This is a genomic window from Enterobacter cancerogenus, assembly GCF_019047785.1.
Lineage (GTDB): Bacteria > Pseudomonadota > Gammaproteobacteria > Enterobacterales > Enterobacteriaceae > Enterobacter > Enterobacter cancerogenus.
The window spans coordinates 4,658,862-4,675,362 of sequence record NZ_CP077290.1; the positions used below are offsets into that span (position 1 = coordinate 4,658,862).

General features: G+C 58.3%; 14 protein-coding genes. 13 read left to right on the top strand and 1 reads right to left on the bottom strand.

Annotation, left to right across the window (positions count from 1 at the left end; translation table 11 throughout):
- Nucleotides 1-11 precede the first annotated feature (11 nt).
- The 11 genes from tar to bglB all read left to right on the top strand — a co-directional run bounded on the left by tar (nucleotide 12) and on the right by bglB (nucleotide 13,074).
- Complete coding sequence (tar, locus tag I6L58_RS22080; RefSeq protein WP_088208250.1) at nucleotides 12-1,679, top strand: methyl-accepting chemotaxis protein II; 1,668 nt, start codon at nucleotides 12-14, stop codon at nucleotides 1,677-1,679.
- A gap of 44 nt (nucleotides 1,680-1,723) precedes the next feature.
- Nucleotides 1,724-3,331, top strand: coding sequence for a methyl-accepting chemotaxis protein IV (tap, locus tag I6L58_RS22085; RefSeq protein ID WP_088208251.1), 1,608 nt, complete (start codon nucleotides 1,724-1,726; stop codon nucleotides 3,329-3,331).
- 19 nt (nucleotides 3,332-3,350) lie between these two features.
- Nucleotides 3,351-4,217, top strand: a complete 867-nt coding sequence (gene cheR, locus I6L58_RS22090) for a protein-glutamate O-methyltransferase CheR (protein WP_088208252.1) — start codon at nucleotides 3,351-3,353, stop codon at nucleotides 4,215-4,217.
- Complete coding sequence (locus I6L58_RS22095) at nucleotides 4,214-5,263, top strand: protein-glutamate methylesterase/protein-glutamine glutaminase (RefSeq protein ID WP_006176073.1); 1,050 nt, start codon at nucleotides 4,214-4,216, stop codon at nucleotides 5,261-5,263. The genes cheR and I6L58_RS22095 overlap by 4 nt, the downstream gene beginning before the upstream one ends.
- Before the next feature lie 16 nt (nucleotides 5,264-5,279).
- Nucleotides 5,280-5,669 (top strand): chemotaxis response regulator CheY, encoded by a 390-nt coding sequence (cheY, locus tag I6L58_RS22100; protein WP_088208253.1) that lies wholly within the window; start codon nucleotides 5,280-5,282, stop codon nucleotides 5,667-5,669.
- Between the two features lie 10 nt (nucleotides 5,670-5,679).
- Complete coding sequence (cheZ, locus tag I6L58_RS22105; protein WP_058610183.1) at nucleotides 5,680-6,324, top strand: protein phosphatase CheZ; 645 nt, start codon at nucleotides 5,680-5,682, stop codon at nucleotides 6,322-6,324.
- A 149-nt stretch (nucleotides 6,325-6,473) separates the two neighbouring features.
- The gene (gene flhB, locus I6L58_RS22110; RefSeq protein ID WP_006176068.1) at nucleotides 6,474-7,622 is read left to right on the top strand and encodes a flagellar biosynthesis protein FlhB; all 1,149 of its coding nucleotides are present in this window, start codon (nucleotides 6,474-6,476) and stop codon (nucleotides 7,620-7,622) included.
- On the top strand, nucleotides 7,615-9,693 hold the full coding sequence (gene flhA, locus I6L58_RS22115; RefSeq protein WP_006176067.1) for a flagellar biosynthesis protein FlhA: 2,079 nt from the start codon (nucleotides 7,615-7,617) through the stop codon (nucleotides 9,691-9,693). Before flhB ends, flhA begins: the two co-directional genes overlap by 8 nt.
- Nucleotides 9,693-10,085 carry a flagellar protein FlhE gene (flhE, locus tag I6L58_RS22120; protein ID WP_088208254.1) on the top strand — a complete coding sequence of 131 codons (393 nt, stop codon included), beginning with the start codon at nucleotides 9,693-9,695 and terminating at the stop codon, nucleotides 10,083-10,085. Before flhA ends, flhE begins: the two co-directional genes overlap by 1 nt.
- A gap of 261 nt (nucleotides 10,086-10,346) precedes the next feature.
- On the top strand, nucleotides 10,347-11,930 hold the full coding sequence (locus I6L58_RS22125; RefSeq protein WP_006176064.1) for an MFS transporter: 1,584 nt from the start codon (nucleotides 10,347-10,349) through the stop codon (nucleotides 11,928-11,930).
- 4 nt (nucleotides 11,931-11,934) lie between these two features.
- Complete coding sequence (gene bglB / locus I6L58_RS22130) at nucleotides 11,935-13,074, top strand: beta-galactosidase BglB (protein ID WP_088208408.1); 1,140 nt, start codon at nucleotides 11,935-11,937, stop codon at nucleotides 13,072-13,074.
- Between the two features lie 52 nt (nucleotides 13,075-13,126).
- On the opposite strand, the gene argS is transcribed toward bglB, so the two are convergent.
- Nucleotides 13,127-14,860 carry an arginine--tRNA ligase gene (argS, locus tag I6L58_RS22135; protein WP_088208255.1) on the bottom strand — a complete coding sequence of 578 codons (1,734 nt, stop codon included), beginning with the start codon at nucleotides 14,858-14,860 and terminating at the stop codon, nucleotides 13,127-13,129.
- Nucleotides 14,861-15,099: 239 nt separating this feature from the next.
- Here argS and I6L58_RS22140 point away from each other — a divergent pair, with 239 nt between their 5' ends.
- Together I6L58_RS22140 and cutC are read left to right on the top strand one after the other, a co-directional pair.
- Entirely contained in the window at nucleotides 15,100-15,669 is a 570-nt protein-coding gene (locus I6L58_RS22140; RefSeq protein ID WP_006176060.1) for a VOC family protein, read from the top strand.
- Nucleotides 15,670-15,738: 69 nt separating this feature from the next.
- Nucleotides 15,739-16,482, top strand: coding sequence for a copper homeostasis protein CutC (cutC, locus tag I6L58_RS22145; protein ID WP_088208256.1), 744 nt, complete (start codon nucleotides 15,739-15,741; stop codon nucleotides 16,480-16,482).
- Nucleotides 16,483-16,501 lie beyond the last annotated feature (19 nt).

The window sequence follows — 16,501 nt, forward strand, 5'->3', positions numbered from 1 at the left end:
GAAGGTGTTGTATGTTGAACCGTATCCGCGTTGTCACACTGCTGATGATGGTGCTGGTCATTTTCGCACTTCTTCAGCTCGTTTCTGGTGGGCTATTTTTTTCGTCGTTAAAACAGAATCAGGCGAGTTTTGCCGCCTCGAATGACCTGCGCATGCAGCAAAGTGAGCTCACCTCGACCTGGGATTTGATGCTGCAAACGCGCATCAACCTGAGCCGCTCGTCTGCACGTATGATGATGGACCCCGCCAACCAGCAGAGCAGCGCGAAAACGGATCTGCTGAAAAACGCGCGTACCACCCTTGCCGACGCCGCGAAACACTACGAAGCCTTTAAACAGATTGCGCCGCAGCCTGCGATGGAGCAGGTGAGCCAGAATATTGATGAAAAATACGCGGCCTACTTTGCCGGGCTAACCGAACTGGTGCAGTTCCTGGAGAACGGCAACATGGACGCCTATTTTGCGCAGCCTACCCAGGGTATGCAAAACGCCCTTGGTGCGGCGCTCGGCGAGTATGCCAAAGCCAGCAGCGAGCTGTATCACACGGCGTTTACCGAAAGTCAGAACGACTACCGCTTTGCCAAAGCGCAGATGGCGGTGCTGGCTCTGGCGCTGGCGATCGTGCTGGTGGCGGTGTGGTACGGCATCCGACACATCCTGCTTAACCCGCTGAGCCGCGTGATTAGCCATATTCGCGACATCGCCGGCGGCGACCTGACCAAAACGCTGACCGTTTCCGGGCGCAATGAGATCGGCGAGCTGGCCAGCAGCGTCGACCATATGCAGCGCTCGTTAATCGATACCGTCGCCAACGTGCGCGAAGGTTCCGAGGCGATTTACACCGGTACCAGCGAAATCGCGACGGGCAACAATGACCTCTCTTCCCGCACCGAACAGCAGGCGTCCGCCCTCGAGGAGACGGCGGCCAGCATGGAACAACTCACCGCCACCGTGAAGCAGAATGCGGATAACGCCCGTCAGGCCTCTAAGCTTGCCGAAAGCGCCTCCGAAACGGCGCAGCGCGGCGGACGCGTGGTGGATGGCGTCGTGAAAACGATGCACGACATCGCCGACAGCTCGAAGAAAATCGCCGATATCACCAGCGTTATCGACGGCATCGCCTTCCAGACCAACATCCTGGCGCTTAACGCGGCGGTAGAAGCGGCGCGTGCGGGCGAGCAGGGCCGCGGTTTTGCGGTGGTGGCAGGCGAAGTGCGCAACCTGGCGAGCCGCAGCGCCAACGCCGCGAAAGAGATCAAAGCGTTAATTGAAGATTCAGTCTCCCGCGTGGATACCGGCTCGGTGCTGGTGGAAAGCGCGGGTGAGACCATGAATGACATCGTGAATGCCGTCACCCGCGTGACGGACATCATGGGTGAAATCGCCTCTGCATCGGATGAGCAGAGTCGGGGTATTGACCAGGTCGCCCTGGCGGTATCGGAAATGGATCGTGTGACACAGCAAAACGCCGCGCTGGTGCAGGAGTCCGCCGCGGCGGCCGCTGCGCTGGAGGACCAGGCGAGCCGTCTCAAGATGGCCGTCTCGGCGTTTCGTCTTACTTCCAAAACACAACACCCGGCCAGCTCGCGTGCATTGCTCAGCGAGTCAGCCCCTGTGACGGTGGCGTCTCGCCCTCGCGCAGCGGTAGCCGGACAAGATGAAAACTGGGAAACATTTTGACTGACAATTGAACCGCGGCTGCTGGCCGCTTGATGGGAGCGTGGATGTTAAATCGTATTCGTATCTCGACCACTCTGTTTTTGATTCTGATCCTGAGTGGTGTTTTGCAGGTTGGCAGTAACGGGTTGTCTTTTTGGGCGTTTCGCGATGGTTATCAGAATTTGCAGGAAGTCGAGACGAGTAATCAGCAGCGCTCCGCACTGGCACAAACGCGTGCCGTGCTTTTGCAGGCAAGTACGGCGCTGAACAAGGCGGGAACCTTAACGGCGCTGAGCTATCCGCCGGATGATATCAAAGCGCTGATGGTGACGGCGCGCGACAGCCTTAAACAGGCCAACGCGCAGTTTAGCGCCTTCACCTCGCAGGAGACGGTCAGTGAGAAAGGCAAGGCGCTGAAGGCCGCGATGCAGAAGAACTTCACCGCGTGGCATACGGATCTGGAGCACCAGGCGACCTGGCTTGAGAACAACCAGCTTTCTGACTTCCTGACCGCGCCGGTGCAGGAGTCGCAGGCGGCGTTTGACGGCAGTTTTAACGCCTGGCAGCAGGACATTAACCAGTTTGTTGAACGTGCCGGAACCGACAGCCGTAAAAGCTACCACATGTCGGGGGCCATTTTTGCCGCGGTGGTGATCCTGGCGGCACTCCTGACCGACGGCGCGCTGCTCTGGTCGCGCCGGATGATTGTGCAACCGCTGGCGATCATCAGCAGCCACTTTGACAGCATTGCGAAGGGCAACCTGGCGCGCCCGGTGGCGGTGTACGGGAAGAACGAGATTTCAGCGATTTTTGCCAGCCTCAAGGCCATGCAAGGGGCGCTGCGGGAAACGGTTAGCGAGGTGCGGCAGGGCAGTTACGCCATGCACACCGGGATCTCAGAGATAGCGGCGGGCAACAACGATCTCTCTTCCCGTACCGAGCAGCAGGCGGCCTCGCTGGCGCAGACGGCGGCCAGCATGGAGCAGCTGACCGCGACGGTAAGCCAGAACGCCGACAACGCGCGTCAGGCGTCGGAGCTGTCAAAACAGGCGGCAACCACGGCGAAGAAAGGGGGCGATCAGGCATCTCACGTTGCCAGTACCATGCAGGAGATTGCCGCCAGCTCACAAAAAATTGGCGACATCATTAGCGTTATCGATGGCATCGCCTTCCAGACCAATATCCTGGCGCTCAACGCCGCCGTGGAGGCTGCGCGGGCAGGCGAGCAGGGGCGTGGGTTTGCCGTGGTCGCCGGCGAAGTACGCAACCTGGCGAGCCGCAGTGCGAACGCGGCGAAAGAGATCAAGGGGCTGATTGAAGAGTCGGTCTCACGCGTTCAGCAAGGCTCCGCGCTGGTGGATACGGCGGCGCAGACCATGAACGAGATCGTCACCTCCGTCACCCGGGTGAACGACATCATGGGCGAAATTGCCTCCGCGTCCGATGAACAACGTCGTGGCATTGAGCAAGTTGCCCAGGCGGTGAGTCAGATGGATCAGGTGACGCAGCAGAACGCCTCGCTGGTAGAAGAAGCGGCCGCCGCCACCGATCAGCTGGCCAATCAGGCTGATCATCTGACCGGGCTGGTGGCGGTATTTACGGTTAAAGAGCACGTTGAAACAGAAGCAGAAACAGATGTCGGACGGTCGCAGGCCGTACCGGTTGTATCCTGAAAGTAATATAGAAGGCGCTATGACATCACCCATGCCCTCAGGGCAAACGTCATTATTGCAGCAGATGACACAGCGCCTCGCGCTGTCCGACGCGCATTTTCGTCGGATATGTCAGTTGATCTACCAGCGTGCGGGAATTGTGCTTGCGGATCATAAGCGAGACATGGTTTACAACCGACTGGTGCGGCGCTTGCGCACGCTCGGGCTGGTTGATTTTGGTCGCTATCTGAGCATGCTCGAAGCGAACCAGAACAGCGCTGAATGGCAGGCCTTTATTAACTCATTAACCACCAACCTGACCGCGTTTTTCCGCGAAGCGCATCACTTCCCGGTGCTGGCGGAGCACGCGCGCCGTCGTACCGGGGAGTACCGCGTCTGGAGTGCGGCGGCGTCTACCGGCGAGGAGCCGTATTCGCTGGCGATCACCCTGGCCGATACGCTCGGCATGGCGCCGGGGCGCTGGAAAGTGTACGCCAGCGACATCGACACCGAGGTGCTGGAAAAAGCGCGCAACGGCGTCTATCGCCAGGACGAACTGAAAACCCTGTCACCGCAGCAGTTACAGCGCTATTTCATGCGCGGTACCGGCCCGCACGAAGGGCTGGTGCGCGTTCGTCAGGAGCTGGCGAACTGCGTTGAGTTTGCGCCGGTCAACCTGCTGGACAAGCAGTACAACGTGCCGGGGCCGTTTGACGCCATCTTTTGCCGTAACGTGATGATTTATTTTGATAAAACGACGCAACAGGAGATTCTGCGTCGCTTTGTTCCGTTGCTCAAGCCTGACGGTTTACTGTTTGCCGGGCACTCGGAAAACTTTAGCAACCTCGCGCGCGAGTTTAGCCTCCGTGGGCAGACGGTTTATGCGCTGAGTAAGGAAAAAGCATGAGTAAAATCAGGGTATTGTCCGTTGATGATTCGGCGCTGATGCGCCAGATCATGACGGAAATCATCAATAGCCACAGCGATATGGAAATGGTGGCGACAGCGCCCGATCCGCTGGTCGCGCGGGACTTAATCAAAAAATATAACCCCGACGTGCTGACGCTGGATGTCGAAATGCCGCGCATGGACGGCATCGATTTTCTGGAAAAACTGATGCGGCTGCGCCCGATGCCGGTGGTAATGGTCTCGTCCCTGACGGGAAAAGGCTCAGAGATCACCCTGCGTGCGCTGGAGCTGGGAGCGGTGGACTTTGTCACCAAGCCGCAACTGGGCATCCGCGAAGGGATGCTGGCGTACAGCGAGCTGATTGCGGAAAAAATTCGCACCGCATCGCGCGCGAAGCTGGCCGCCCATAAACCGATGGCGGCCCCAGTGACCCTGAAAGCAGGCCCGCTACTCAGCTCGGAAAAACTGCTGGTGATTGGCGCGTCAACCGGGGGAACAGAGGCAATTCGCCATGTACTCCAGCCATTGCCGCTCTCAAGCCCGGGTATTCTGATTACCCAGCACATGCCGCCAGGCTTTACCCGCTCGTTCGCAGAACGCCTGAACAAACTGTGTCAAATCAGCGTGAAAGAGGCGGAAGACGGCGAGCGCGTGCTGCCGGGCCATGCGTACATTGCCCCGGGGGATAAGCATATGGAGCTGGCGCGCAGTGGCGCGAACTATCAAATCAAAATTCATGACGGGCCGCCGGTTAACCGGCACCGTCCGTCGGTGGATGTGCTGTTTCATTCGGTGGCGAAACATGCGGGGCGCAACGCCGTTGGGGTGATCCTGACGGGGATGGGCAACGACGGTGCCGCCGGAATGCTTGCGATGCACCAGGCAGGTGCCTGGACCATCGCGCAGAATGAAGCAAGTTGTGTGGTGTTCGGCATGCCGCGCGAGGCCATCAATATGGGTGGCGTGAGCGAAGTGGTCGATCTTAGCCAGGTAAGCCAGCAGATGCTGGCGAAAATCAGTGCCGGACAGGCAATACGTATTTAATGAGGAGTGTAGTTTTATGGCGGACAAAGAGCTCAGATTTTTGGTTGTGGATGACTTTTCCACCATGCGTCGCATCGTGCGCAACCTGCTGAAAGAGCTGGGCTTCAACAACGTTGAAGAAGCAGAAGACGGCGTGGATGCGCTGAACAAACTGCAGGCTGGCGGGTTTGGTTTTGTTATCTCCGACTGGAACATGCCTAACATGGATGGTCTGGAACTGCTGAAAACGATCCGCGCGGACGCCGCTATGGCCACTCTGCCCGTATTGATGGTGACCGCAGAAGCCAAGAAAGAGAACATCATTGCTGCGGCACAGGCAGGCGCAAGCGGCTATGTGGTGAAACCGTTCACCGCTGCAACCCTGGAAGAGAAGCTCGGCAAGATCTTCGAGAAACTCGGCATGTGAGGTGATGGTTATGATGCAACCTGCTATGAAACCCGTTGAAGAACATTCGCCCAGCGACATCATTGCCCGCATCGGCAGCCTTACGCGCATGCTGCGCGACAGCCTGCGTGAACTGGGGCTGGATCAGGCCATTGCCGAAGCGGCGGAAGCGATTCCGGACGCGCGCGATCGTCTGGACTATGTGGTGCAGATGACTGCTCAGGCGGCAGAACGTGCGCTGAACAGCGTTGAAGCGTCACAGCCGCATCAGGATGCGATGGAAAAGGGCGCGAAGGCGCTGACCAAACGCTGGGATGAATGGTTCGAGAACCCTATCGAACTGGCGGATGCCCGCGAACTGGTGACCGATACCCGCCAGTATCTGGGGGATGTGCCGGGCCACACCAGCTTCACCAACGCCCAACTTCTGGACATCATGATGGCGCAGGATTTCCAGGACCTTACCGGTCAGGTGATCAAACGCATGATGGATGTGATTCAGGAGATTGAGCGTCAGCTGCTGATGGTGCTGCTGGAGAACATGCCAGAACCGGCTGCGCGTCCAAAGCGCGACAATGAAAGCCTGCTTAACGGCCCACAGCTCGACGCATCTAAAGCGGGCGTGGTGGCGAGCCAGGATCAGGTCGACGACCTGCTGGACAGCCTCGGCTTCTGACGGCCTTTCGTCTCAGGTTGTGCGAGCAGCCTGAGACGATTCCCACCCGGAATCACCGAAAAGAGCCCGAATAAACGGGCTTTTCCCGCCATTGGATTCTTTCTGCGCTGGCATGATACCCGTGACTTAATGGGCTGCGAGCAGGCACTGTGGCAGAAGATAACGACGACAAAACGGAAGCCCCCACACCCCACCGACTTGAAAAAGCGCGTGAGGAAGGGCAGGTCCCCCGATCCCGAGAACTGACATCCCTGCTGATACTGGTGGTGGGCGTGTGCATTATCTGGTGGGGAGGGGAGTCGTTCGCCCGCAGGCTGGCGGGGATGCTCTCTGCCGGGTTACGTTTTGACCACAGCATGGTTAACGATCCCAACCTGATCCTGAGCCAAATTATTCTGCTGGTGAAAAATGCCATGATTGCGCTGCTTCCGCTGATTTCCGGGGTTGTGCTGGTGGCGCTGGTCTCGCCGGTGATGCTTGGCGGGCTGGTCTTTAGCGGCAAATCGCTGCAACCCAAATTTTCCAAGCTCAACCCGCTGCCCGGGATCGCCAAAATGTTTTCTGCCCAGACGGGCGCGGAGCTGGTAAAGGCGATCCTGAAATCGGCCCTGATGGGCAGTACCGCCGGGTTTTTCCTCTGGCACCACTGGCCTGAAATGATGCGCCTTATCAGTGAATCCCCCTTCAACGCCATGAATAATGCGATGAACCTGGTGGGATTGTGCGCCCTGCTGGTGGTGCTCAGCATCATTCCGATGGTGGGGTTTGACGTCATCTTCCAGATGTACAGCCACTTCAAAAAACTGCGCATGTCGCGCCAGGATATCCGCGACGAATACAAACAGATGGAAGGCGACCCGCACGTTAAGGGGCGTATCCGCCAGATGCAGCGCGCGGCTGCCCGTCGCCGCATGATGGAAGATGTCCCGAAAGCCGATGTCATTGTGACCAACCCGACCCACTACTCGGTGGCGCTGCGCTACGACGAAAATAAAATGAGCGCGCCGAAGGTGGTGGCAAAAGGGGCGGGCCTGATTGCGCTGCGTATACGTGAAATCGGCACGGAAAACCGTGTTCCCATTCTTGAAGCGCCTCCGCTGGCGCGTGCGTTGTACCGTCATGCGGAGATTGGACAACAGATCCCCGGCCAACTCTACGCCGCTGTCGCGGAAGTGCTGGCCTGGGTATGGCAGCTGAAGCGCTGGCGTTTAGCCGGTGGTCAGCGGCCTGTGAAACCTGAGAACCTACCGGTGCCTGAAGCGCTGGATTTTTTGAACGAGAAGGACACTGATGGCTAATCTGGTGGCAATGTTGCGCCTGCCCGGCAACCTGAAATCGACCCAATGGCAGATCCTTGCCGGACCGATTCTGATCCTGCTAATTCTGTCGATGATGGTGCTGCCGCTGCCGGCATTCATCCTCGATCTGCTGTTCACATTCAACATTGCGTTGTCCATCATGGTGCTGCTGGTGGCGATGTTCACCCAGCGCACCCTGGAGTTCGCGGCGTTCCCGACCATTCTGCTGTTTACCACGCTGCTGCGCCTGGCGCTGAACGTGGCATCCACCCGTATTATCCTGATGGAAGGGCATACCGGCGCGGCGGCGGCGGGTAAGGTTGTTGAGGCGTTCGGCCACTTCCTCGTGGGCGGCAATTTCGCCATCGGTATTGTGGTGTTCGTCATTCTGGTGATCATCAACTTTATGGTCATCACCAAAGGTGCCGGGCGTATCGCAGAAGTGGGCGCGCGTTTCGTCCTGGACGGGATGCCGGGCAAACAGATGGCGATCGATGCCGACCTGAACGCCGGACTGATCGCCGAAGATGAGGCCAAAAAGCGCCGCTCGGAGGTGACGCAGGAGGCGGACTTCTACGGCTCGATGGACGGTGCGAGTAAGTTCGTGCGCGGAGATGCCATCGCCGGCATCCTGATCATGGTGATTAACGTCGTGGGCGGCCTGCTGGTGGGCGTTTTGCAGCACGGCATGGACATGGGCCACGCGGCAGAAAGCTACACGCTGCTGACCATCGGTGACGGCCTGGTTGCGCAGATCCCGGCGCTGGTGATCTCAACGGCAGCGGGCGTTATCGTCACTCGCGTCAGCACCGATCAGGACGTGGGCGAGCAGATGGTGGGGCAGTTGTTCAGCAACCCGCGCGTAATGCTGCTGGCTGCTGCGGTACTGGGCCTCCTGGGCCTGGTGCCGGGAATGCCGAACCTGGTGTTCCTGCTGTTTACCGCCGCGCTGCTGGGCCTGGCCTGGTGGATGCGCGGGCGTGAAATGACGCCTGCCGCCGAACCTGCGCCGGTCAAAATGCCGGAAAACACGCAGGCGGTGGAGGCAACCTGGAACGACGTGCAGCTGGAAGATTCGCTGGGCATGGAGGTGGGTTATCGCCTGATCCCTATGGTCGATTTCCAGCAGGACGGCGAGCTGCTGGGCCGCATTCGCAGTATTCGTAAGAAATTCGCTCAGGACATGGGCTTCCTGCCGCCGGTTGTTCATATTCGTGACAACATGGATCTTCCGCCTGCGCGCTATCGCATCCTGATGAAAGGGGTGGAGATTGGCAGCGGGGATGCCTACCCTGGCCGCTGGCTGGCGATCAACCCCGGCACGGCGGCGGGCACGCTGCCCGGAGAGCAGACTATCGACCCGGCCTTCGGGCTGGCGGCAATCTGGATCGAGAGCGCGCTGAAAGAGCAGGCGCAGATCCAGGGCTACACGGTGGTGGAAGCCAGTACCGTGGTGGCGACCCACCTTAACCATCTTATCGGCCAGTTCTCCGCCGAACTGTTTGGCCGTCAGGAGGCGCAGCAGCTGCTGGATCGCGTTACCCAGGAGATGCCGAAGCTGACCGAAGACCTGGTGCCTGGCGTGCTGACGCTGACAACCCTGCACAAGGTGCTGCAAAACCTGCTCGACGAAAAGGTGCCGATCCGCGACATGCGTACCATTCTGGAAACCCTGGCCGAGCATGCGCCGCTTCAGAGCGACCCGCACGAGCTGACGGCAGTGGTGCGTGTGGCGCTGGGCCGCGCGATTACCCAGCAGTGGTTCCCGGGTACCGGTGAAGTGCAGGTTATCGGCCTCGATACGCCGCTTGAACGTCTGCTGCTGCAGGCCCTGCAGGGCGGTGGCGGGCTGGAGCCGGGTCTCGCCGACCGTCTGCTGGCCCAGACGCAGGAGGCGCTGGCGCGCCAGGAGATGCTGGGTGCGCCGCCGGTTCTGCTGGTTAACCACGCGCTGCGTCCGCTGCTGTCTCGCTTCCTGCGTCGTAGCCTGAATCAGCTGGTCGTGCTGTCAAACCTTGAGCTGTCGGATAATCGCCATATTCGCATGACGGCGACCATAGGAGGGAACTGATGGGTAAGTGGCTATGGATCATGCTTTTCCCGCTGGTGGCGCAGGCCGCTGGCGAAGGGTCGTGGCAGGCCAGCAGCGTTGGCGTGACGCTGAACCATCGCGGGGAGGCGATGTCCTCACGTCCGCTGGCACCCCCTGAACCGGCCTCCGGCCTGATGACCCTGGTGGTGTGGGATTACACGCTGATCGGCCCAACGCCTGCCGGGCTGCGGGTGCGTCTGTGCTCCCAGACGCGCTGTACCGAAATCGACGGTGAAAATGGCACGACCCAGGCGTTCAACGGCGTACCGGCGGTGGAACCATTACGCTTTATCTGGGAAGTGCCGGGCGGTGGGCGTTTGATCCCGGCGCTGAAGGTTCAGCGTACGTCCGTCATCGTTAACTACCGCTAACTGCCTGTCTTTTAGCCAGCCATGGCGCGATTCTGATGGCTGGCTCGCAAAAATGACCTCGCCTTTTGATGCAATAGAAACGCTGTTTTATAAATCAGTGACACGCGTGACGACACTCTTTGCATTTTTGCCATCCGCGACGAAGCGATGGCAGAAACAGAAAGGTTTCAACAGGTCGATACTTTTACTGTAGCCGTGTAAAAACTCCCGGACGAGGTTTGCTTACAGGGAGTCTCCTAAAACTGATTAGGGCTGACGGCAATGAAAACACGTAAAATCGGACTCGCAAATTATCTTGCTTATGGGTCAGGTGATTTCCTCGGGGCAGGGACGACTGCGCTGACGGCTGCCTGGCTTTTATATTTTTATACGACCTTCTGCGGACTTTCCCCTATCGAGGCGACCTTTATCTTTGCTGCGGCAAGGGTGCTGGACGCCGTTGTCAGCCCGCTGATGGGCTTTATGACCGATAACTTTGGCACCACCTGGCTTGGCAAACGCTTTGGCCGCCGTAAGTTCTTTATCCTGCTGGGTATTCCGTGCGTGTTCAGCTACTCCCTGATGTGGATCGGGGATATGAGCTTCTGGTACTACCTGCTGACCTACCTGGTGTTTGATATTGTCTACACCATGATTCTGGTGCCGTACGAAACGCTGGTGCCGGAAATGACCGATGACTTCAAACAGAAAACCAAGTTCTCCGGCGCGCGTATCTCTATGGCGCAGATGTCCGCCATTCTGGCCTCCTTCCTGCCGGGTATTCTGCTGACCCACTTCGGTAAAGACAACGCCGTCTCCTTCTTCTATGCAAGCCTGGTCTTCTCCGTGCTGTGCGCGCTGATGCTGATTTTCGTCTGGTTCTTCACCTGGGAGCGCCCGCGTGAGGAGTGGTCAGAAGCGGCACTGCGCGCCGAAGAAGAGAAGAAAAAGCTGACGCTCGGGCAGAGCCTCAACCGCCTTTTCGTCGAGTTAAGTTCGACCCTGCGCATCAAAATTTTCCGCCAGCATCTGGGGATGTATCTGGGCGGCTACATCGCCCAGGACGTGTTCAACGCCGTCTTCACCTATTACGTGGTGTTCGTGCTGATGCAGGAGGCGTCAATGGCCTCTAACCTGCTGGGCACCATGGCGATTTTCCAGTTTATCGCCGTGATAGCGATGATCCCGCTGTGCATCCGTTTTGGTCCTGCGCCGTCTTACCGGATGGTGGTGGTGCTCTTTGGGCTGGCCTCGCTCTCCTACGCGATGCTTTATTACGCCGGGCTGAGCGATATCTACTCGCTGCTGTTGCTGGTCTCGGCCGTGGCCGGTCTGGGGCGCGGGGGCATCAACTACGTTCCGTGGAACACTTACACCTACATTGCTGACGTGGATGAAGTGATCACCGGCCAGCGCCGTGAGGGGATTTTTGCCGGGATCATGACCCTGACCCGTAAAGCCTCCCAGGCCGGTGCGGTGATGCTGGTGGGTATCGTGATGCAAATGTCCGGCTTTGTGAGCGGGCAGAAGGTGCAGCCTGCCGAAGTGAGCCACACCATTCTGATGATCCTGAGCGTGGGAACCATTCTGGTGCTGTTCTGCGGTTTCCTGGTTTCCCTGCGCTTCAGACTGAATTTGCAGACGCACAGCACGCTGCGCGAAGAGACCGCCAAAATGCGCGAGACGGGGCGCGCCATGCCGGAGACGGCCACGCCGCAGGCCCGCGCAACCGTCGAGATGCTGGCCGGTATGCCGTACGAATCGCTGTGGGGCAATAACAACATCGGTTATCTGAATCGCAATAAGCCGGCGGCCCCTTCGCTGAAGGATCGCGCGGTACTGAATTCGACATACAACAGAGGTTAAGATGATGAAAGTTTGGCCTGTCAAACATAGCCCATTACTGTGTCAGCCTGTGCGTTTTATCGCGCGGGATGAACTGAAATCGTTGATTCACAAGGTGACCCATAACCTGGTGAACATCCACGACAAAACCGGCGAGTTTTTGCTGCGGCTGGACGACGGGCGCGTGATCGATACCAAAGGCTGGGCAGGCTGGGAGTGGACGCACGGCGTGGGGCTGTACGGAATCTGGCAGTACTACTGCCAGACCGGCGACGAGACGATGCGCGACATTATTGACGGCTGGTTTGCCGCGCGTTTTGCCGAAGGCGCGACCACCAAAAACGTCAATACCATGTCGCCATTCCTGACCCTGGCCTACCGCTATGAAGAGACGCGCAATCCGGCCTGGCTGCCGTGGCTGGAGAGCTGGGCGGAGTGGGCGATGAATGAGATGCCGCGTACCGAGCATGGCGGTATGCAACACATCACGCTGGCGGAAGAGAACCACCAGCAGATGTGGGACGACACGCTGATGATGACGGTGCTACCGCTGGCGAAAATCGGCAAGCTGCTCAACAAGCCGGAGTATGTGGAAGAGGCGGTGTATCAGTTCCTGCTGCACGTCCAGAACCTGATGGACAGGGAAACCGGCCTGTGGTTCCACGGCTGGAACTTCGACGGCAACCACAACTTTGCCCGTGCCCGCTGGGCGCGCGGCAACAGCTGGCTGACTATCGTCATCCCGGACTTCCTTGAGCTGGTCGATCTGCCTGAAAACAACGCTGTGCGTCGGTATCTGGTGCAGGTGCTGAATGCACAAATTGCGGCGCTGGCGCAATGTCAGGACGACAGCGGACTATGGCATACGCTGCTCGACGATCCGGACTCGTATCTGGAGGCGTCGGCCACGGCAGGGTTTGCCTACGGGATCCTCAAAGCGGTGCGTAAGCGCTATGTCGGCGCGGAGTATGCGGAGGTCGCCGATAAAGCGATTCGCGGTATCGTGAACAATATCTCGCCGGAAGGGGAGCTGCTGCAAACGTCGTTCGGGACGGGGATGGGCAGCGATCTTGAGTTCTACCGGCAGATCCCGCTGACGTCGATGCCGTACGGGCAGGCGATGGCGATTTTGTGTTTAACGGAATATTTGCGAAAGTACTTCTGATAATAAAAAACCCGGCCATGGCCGGGTTTCTTTTTTTACATACGTTCTGCTTTTACATACGTTCTACGGTTTCGATACCCAGGGTATCCAGACCCAGCTTCAGGGTCTTCGCCGTAAGCTGCGCCAGCTTCAGGCGGCTGTTGCGTACCGAGTCGCTCTCTGCCGACAGGATAGGGCAGTGCTCGTAGAAGCCAGAGAACAGGCCTGCGAGATCGTACAGATAGGAACACATTACGTGCGGGGTGCCGTCACGCGCGACAACCGCCAGCGTCTCTTCGAACTGCAGCAGACGCGCGGCCAGCTGCGCTTCACGATCTTCCGTGATGGTGACCGTGGCGTTAGCCAGCGCGCTTTCGTCGATATTGGCTTTGCGGAACACCGAGAGCACACGGGTGTAAGCGTACTGCATGTACGGTGCCGTGTTACCTTCAAACGCCAGCATGTTATCCCAGTCGAAGATGTAGTCGGTGGTGCGGTTCTTGGAGAGATCCGCGTATTTCACCGCACCGATACCGACGGCGTTCGCCAGTTTTTCCAGCTCATCGGCAGGCATGTCCGGGTTCTTCTCGGCCACCAGACGGCGGGCGCGTTCCAGCGCTTCGTCCAGCAGGTCAGAAAGTTTAACCGTGCCACCGGCGCGGGTTTTGAACGGCTTGCCGTCTTTGCCCAGCATCATGCCGAACATGTGGTGTTCCAGCGGAACGGAATCAGGCACGTAGCCCGCTTTACGCACGATAGTCCACGCCTGCATCAGGTGCTGGTGCTGACGGGAATCGATGTAGTACAGCACGCGGTCGGCGTGCAGGGTTTCGTAGCGGTATTTTGCGCAGGCGATATCGGTAGTGGTGTAGAGGTAGCCGCCATCCTTTTTCTGGATGATCACGCCCATCGGTTCGCCTTCCTTGTTTTTGTACTCATCAAGGAACACCACCGTTGCGCCTTCGCTCTCAACCGCCAGGTTTTTGGCTTTCAGATCCGCCACAATACCCGGCAGCATTGGGTTGTACAGGCTTTCACCCATCACGTCGTCACGGGTCAGCGTGACGTTCAGGCGGTTGTAGGTGAGCTGGTTCTGGGACATGGTGATATCCACCAGCTTGCGCCACATCTCGAGGAAGTATTGATCGCCGCCCTGCAGTTTTACTACGTAGCTGCGCGCGCGCTCGGCGAAGGCTTCGTCTTCATCGTAGTGCTTTTTGGCTTCACGGTAGAACCCTTCCAGGTCTGCCAGCGCCATTTCACCCGCATTTTCCTGCTGCTGTTTTTCCAGGTAAGCAATCAGCATGCCGAACTGTGTACCCCAGTCGCCCACGTGGTTCGCACGGATCACCTTGTGGCCGAGGAACTCGTTGGTGCGCACGGCGGCATCACCGATGATGGTGGAGCGCAGGTGGCCCACGTGCATCTCTTTCGCCACGTTCGGGGCGGAGTAGTCGATCACGATGGTCTGCGGCTCTGGTTGGGAAACACCCAGACGGTCAGATTTCAGGGCCGCGTCAACGTGGCTTGCCAGGAACGCAGGCTCCAGGAAGATATTGATAAAGCCCGGGCCGGCAATTTCGGTTTTGCTGGCAATGCCGGTGAGATCCAGATGCGTCAGTACCTGCTCAGCGAGCTGTCGCGGTGGCATGCCCAGTTTTTTAGCCACTGCCATCACGCCGTTAGCCTGATAGTCGCCAAACTGTACTTTTGCTGACTGACGAACCTGCGGTTCGCAATCCGCAGGCGCACCTGCGGCAATCAGTGCCTGACTGACTTTTTCTGAGAGAAGAGCCTGAATATTCACCTGGATACCTTACGTTTTTGCTGCGGGTTAACATCCACCCACACCAGTTAAAGAATTTAGGGCGCGAGTATACTGCAAATGCCCGCGTGCGTCAGCCCTGCGGGGGCTGAAGATTGCTCAGAATCCAGGCTAAGAAGGTGTGCATAATCATGCAGTAATAAAAACCCCGAATCTGCGGTTGGTTGACGGCAGGCAACAGAGTAAATTAGCGGCTTTGCGACCCGATAAGAGACTGACGTATGGCGAACTGGCACTCGATTGACGAACTGCATGATATTTCCGCAGATTTACCGCGCTTCACCCAGGCGTTCACAGAACTTGCCACCCGCCTCGGTCTGGATATTGCACCGCTTGAGGCCGATCACATCTCTTTACGCTGCCATCAAAACGCGACGGCCGAGCGCTGGCGTCGTGGATTTGAACAGTGCGGCGAGTTGCTTTCTGAAAACATCATTAACGGGCGGCCAATTTGTCTGTTCAAACTGCATGAACCGGTCTGTGTGGCGCACTGGCGCTTCACGGTGGTGGAACTGCCCTGGCCGGGTGAAAAACGCTATCCGCACGAAGGCTGGGAGCATATCGAAATTGTTCTGCCGGGCGAGCCTGACGGCCTGAATGCCCGTGCGCTGGCGCTGTTATCTGACGAAGGCTTAAGCAAGCCGGGGATCTTTGTCAAAACGAGTTCCCCGAAAGGCGAACGCGAGCGTTTGCCTAACCCGACGCTGGCGGTCACCGACGGACAGGTGACGGTGAAATTTCATCCGTGGACGATAGAGCAGATTGTCGCCAGCGAAGCTTCAGAGTTGTGACGCTACGCGAAGACCCCGTGCGGGCAGCGTGTCACGATAGCGTGTTGAATCGATTTTAGGGAGGAAAAGATGGCGCTGCTGGAGATTTGTTGTTACAGCGTGGAGTGTGCCGTTACGGCGCAAAAGCACGGGGCCGATCGCATTGAACTTTGTGCGGCACCGAAAGAGGGCGGGCTGACGCCGTCGTACGGCGTGCTGAAATCTGCCCGCCGGGACGTCACGATCCCGGTACACCCGATCGTCCGCCCGCGCGGCGGTGATTTTTGTTACACAGCGGGTGAATTCAGTGCCATGCTTGATGATATCGCCCTCGTGCGCGACCTGGGCTTCCCTGGGCTGGTGACCGGCCTGCTTGATGAAGACGGCAATGTCGATCTTCCCCGCATGCGCCAGGTGATGGCGGCCGCAAAGGGTATGGCCGTCACCTTTCATCGCGCGTTTGATATGTGTAAAGCACCTCTTCAAGCCTTTGATACGCTGGCGGAACTTGGCGTAGCCCGCGTTCTGACGTCCGGCCAGCAAGCATCAGCTGAAAAAGGACTGCAATTAATTACGGAACTAAAAGCACATTCCGGTGTTCCAATCATTATGGCGGGCGCAGGAGTACGCGCCAGCAAGCTGGAACTGTTTTTAAACGCAGGGGTAGAAGAGCTTCACAGCTCAGCGGGGAAATGGATACCGTCACCTATGCGTTATCGCAATACAGGGTTGTCTATGTCGACGGATGCTGAAGCGGATGAGTACTCGCGCTACGGTGTAGATGGAGAGTCGGTTGCGGTAATGAAATCGCTGATTGAACGTCATCACGTGTAGCAACGTACCGATTTTTACC

What these genes read in the sequence shown, in the direction of transcription:
- tar (WP_088208250.1), top strand. Translation starts at nt 12, where the DNA reads ATGTTGAACCGTATCCGCGTTGTCACACTGCTGATGATGGTGCTGGTC.
- tap (WP_088208251.1), top strand. Translation starts at nt 1,724, where the DNA reads ATGTTAAATCGTATTCGTATCTCGACCACTCTGTTTTTGATTCTGATC.
- cheR (WP_088208252.1), top strand. Translation starts at nt 3,351, where the DNA reads ATGACATCACCCATGCCCTCAGGGCAAACGTCATTATTGCAGCAGATG.
- I6L58_RS22095 (WP_006176073.1), top strand. Translation starts at nt 4,214, where the DNA reads ATGAGTAAAATCAGGGTATTGTCCGTTGATGATTCGGCGCTGATGCGC.
- cheY (WP_088208253.1), top strand. Translation starts at nt 5,280, where the DNA reads ATGGCGGACAAAGAGCTCAGATTTTTGGTTGTGGATGACTTTTCCACC.
- cheZ (WP_058610183.1), top strand. Translation starts at nt 5,680, where the DNA reads ATGATGCAACCTGCTATGAAACCCGTTGAAGAACATTCGCCCAGCGAC.
- flhA (WP_006176067.1), top strand. Translation starts at nt 7,615, where the DNA reads ATGGCTAATCTGGTGGCAATGTTGCGCCTGCCCGGCAACCTGAAATCG.
- flhE (WP_088208254.1), top strand. Translation starts at nt 9,693, where the DNA reads ATGGGTAAGTGGCTATGGATCATGCTTTTCCCGCTGGTGGCGCAGGCC.
- I6L58_RS22125 (WP_006176064.1), top strand. Translation starts at nt 10,347, where the DNA reads ATGAAAACACGTAAAATCGGACTCGCAAATTATCTTGCTTATGGGTCA.
- bglB (WP_088208408.1), top strand. Translation starts at nt 11,935, where the DNA reads ATGAAAGTTTGGCCTGTCAAACATAGCCCATTACTGTGTCAGCCTGTG.
- I6L58_RS22140 (WP_006176060.1), top strand. Translation starts at nt 15,100, where the DNA reads ATGGCGAACTGGCACTCGATTGACGAACTGCATGATATTTCCGCAGAT.
- cutC (WP_088208256.1), top strand. Translation starts at nt 15,739, where the DNA reads ATGGCGCTGCTGGAGATTTGTTGTTACAGCGTGGAGTGTGCCGTTACG.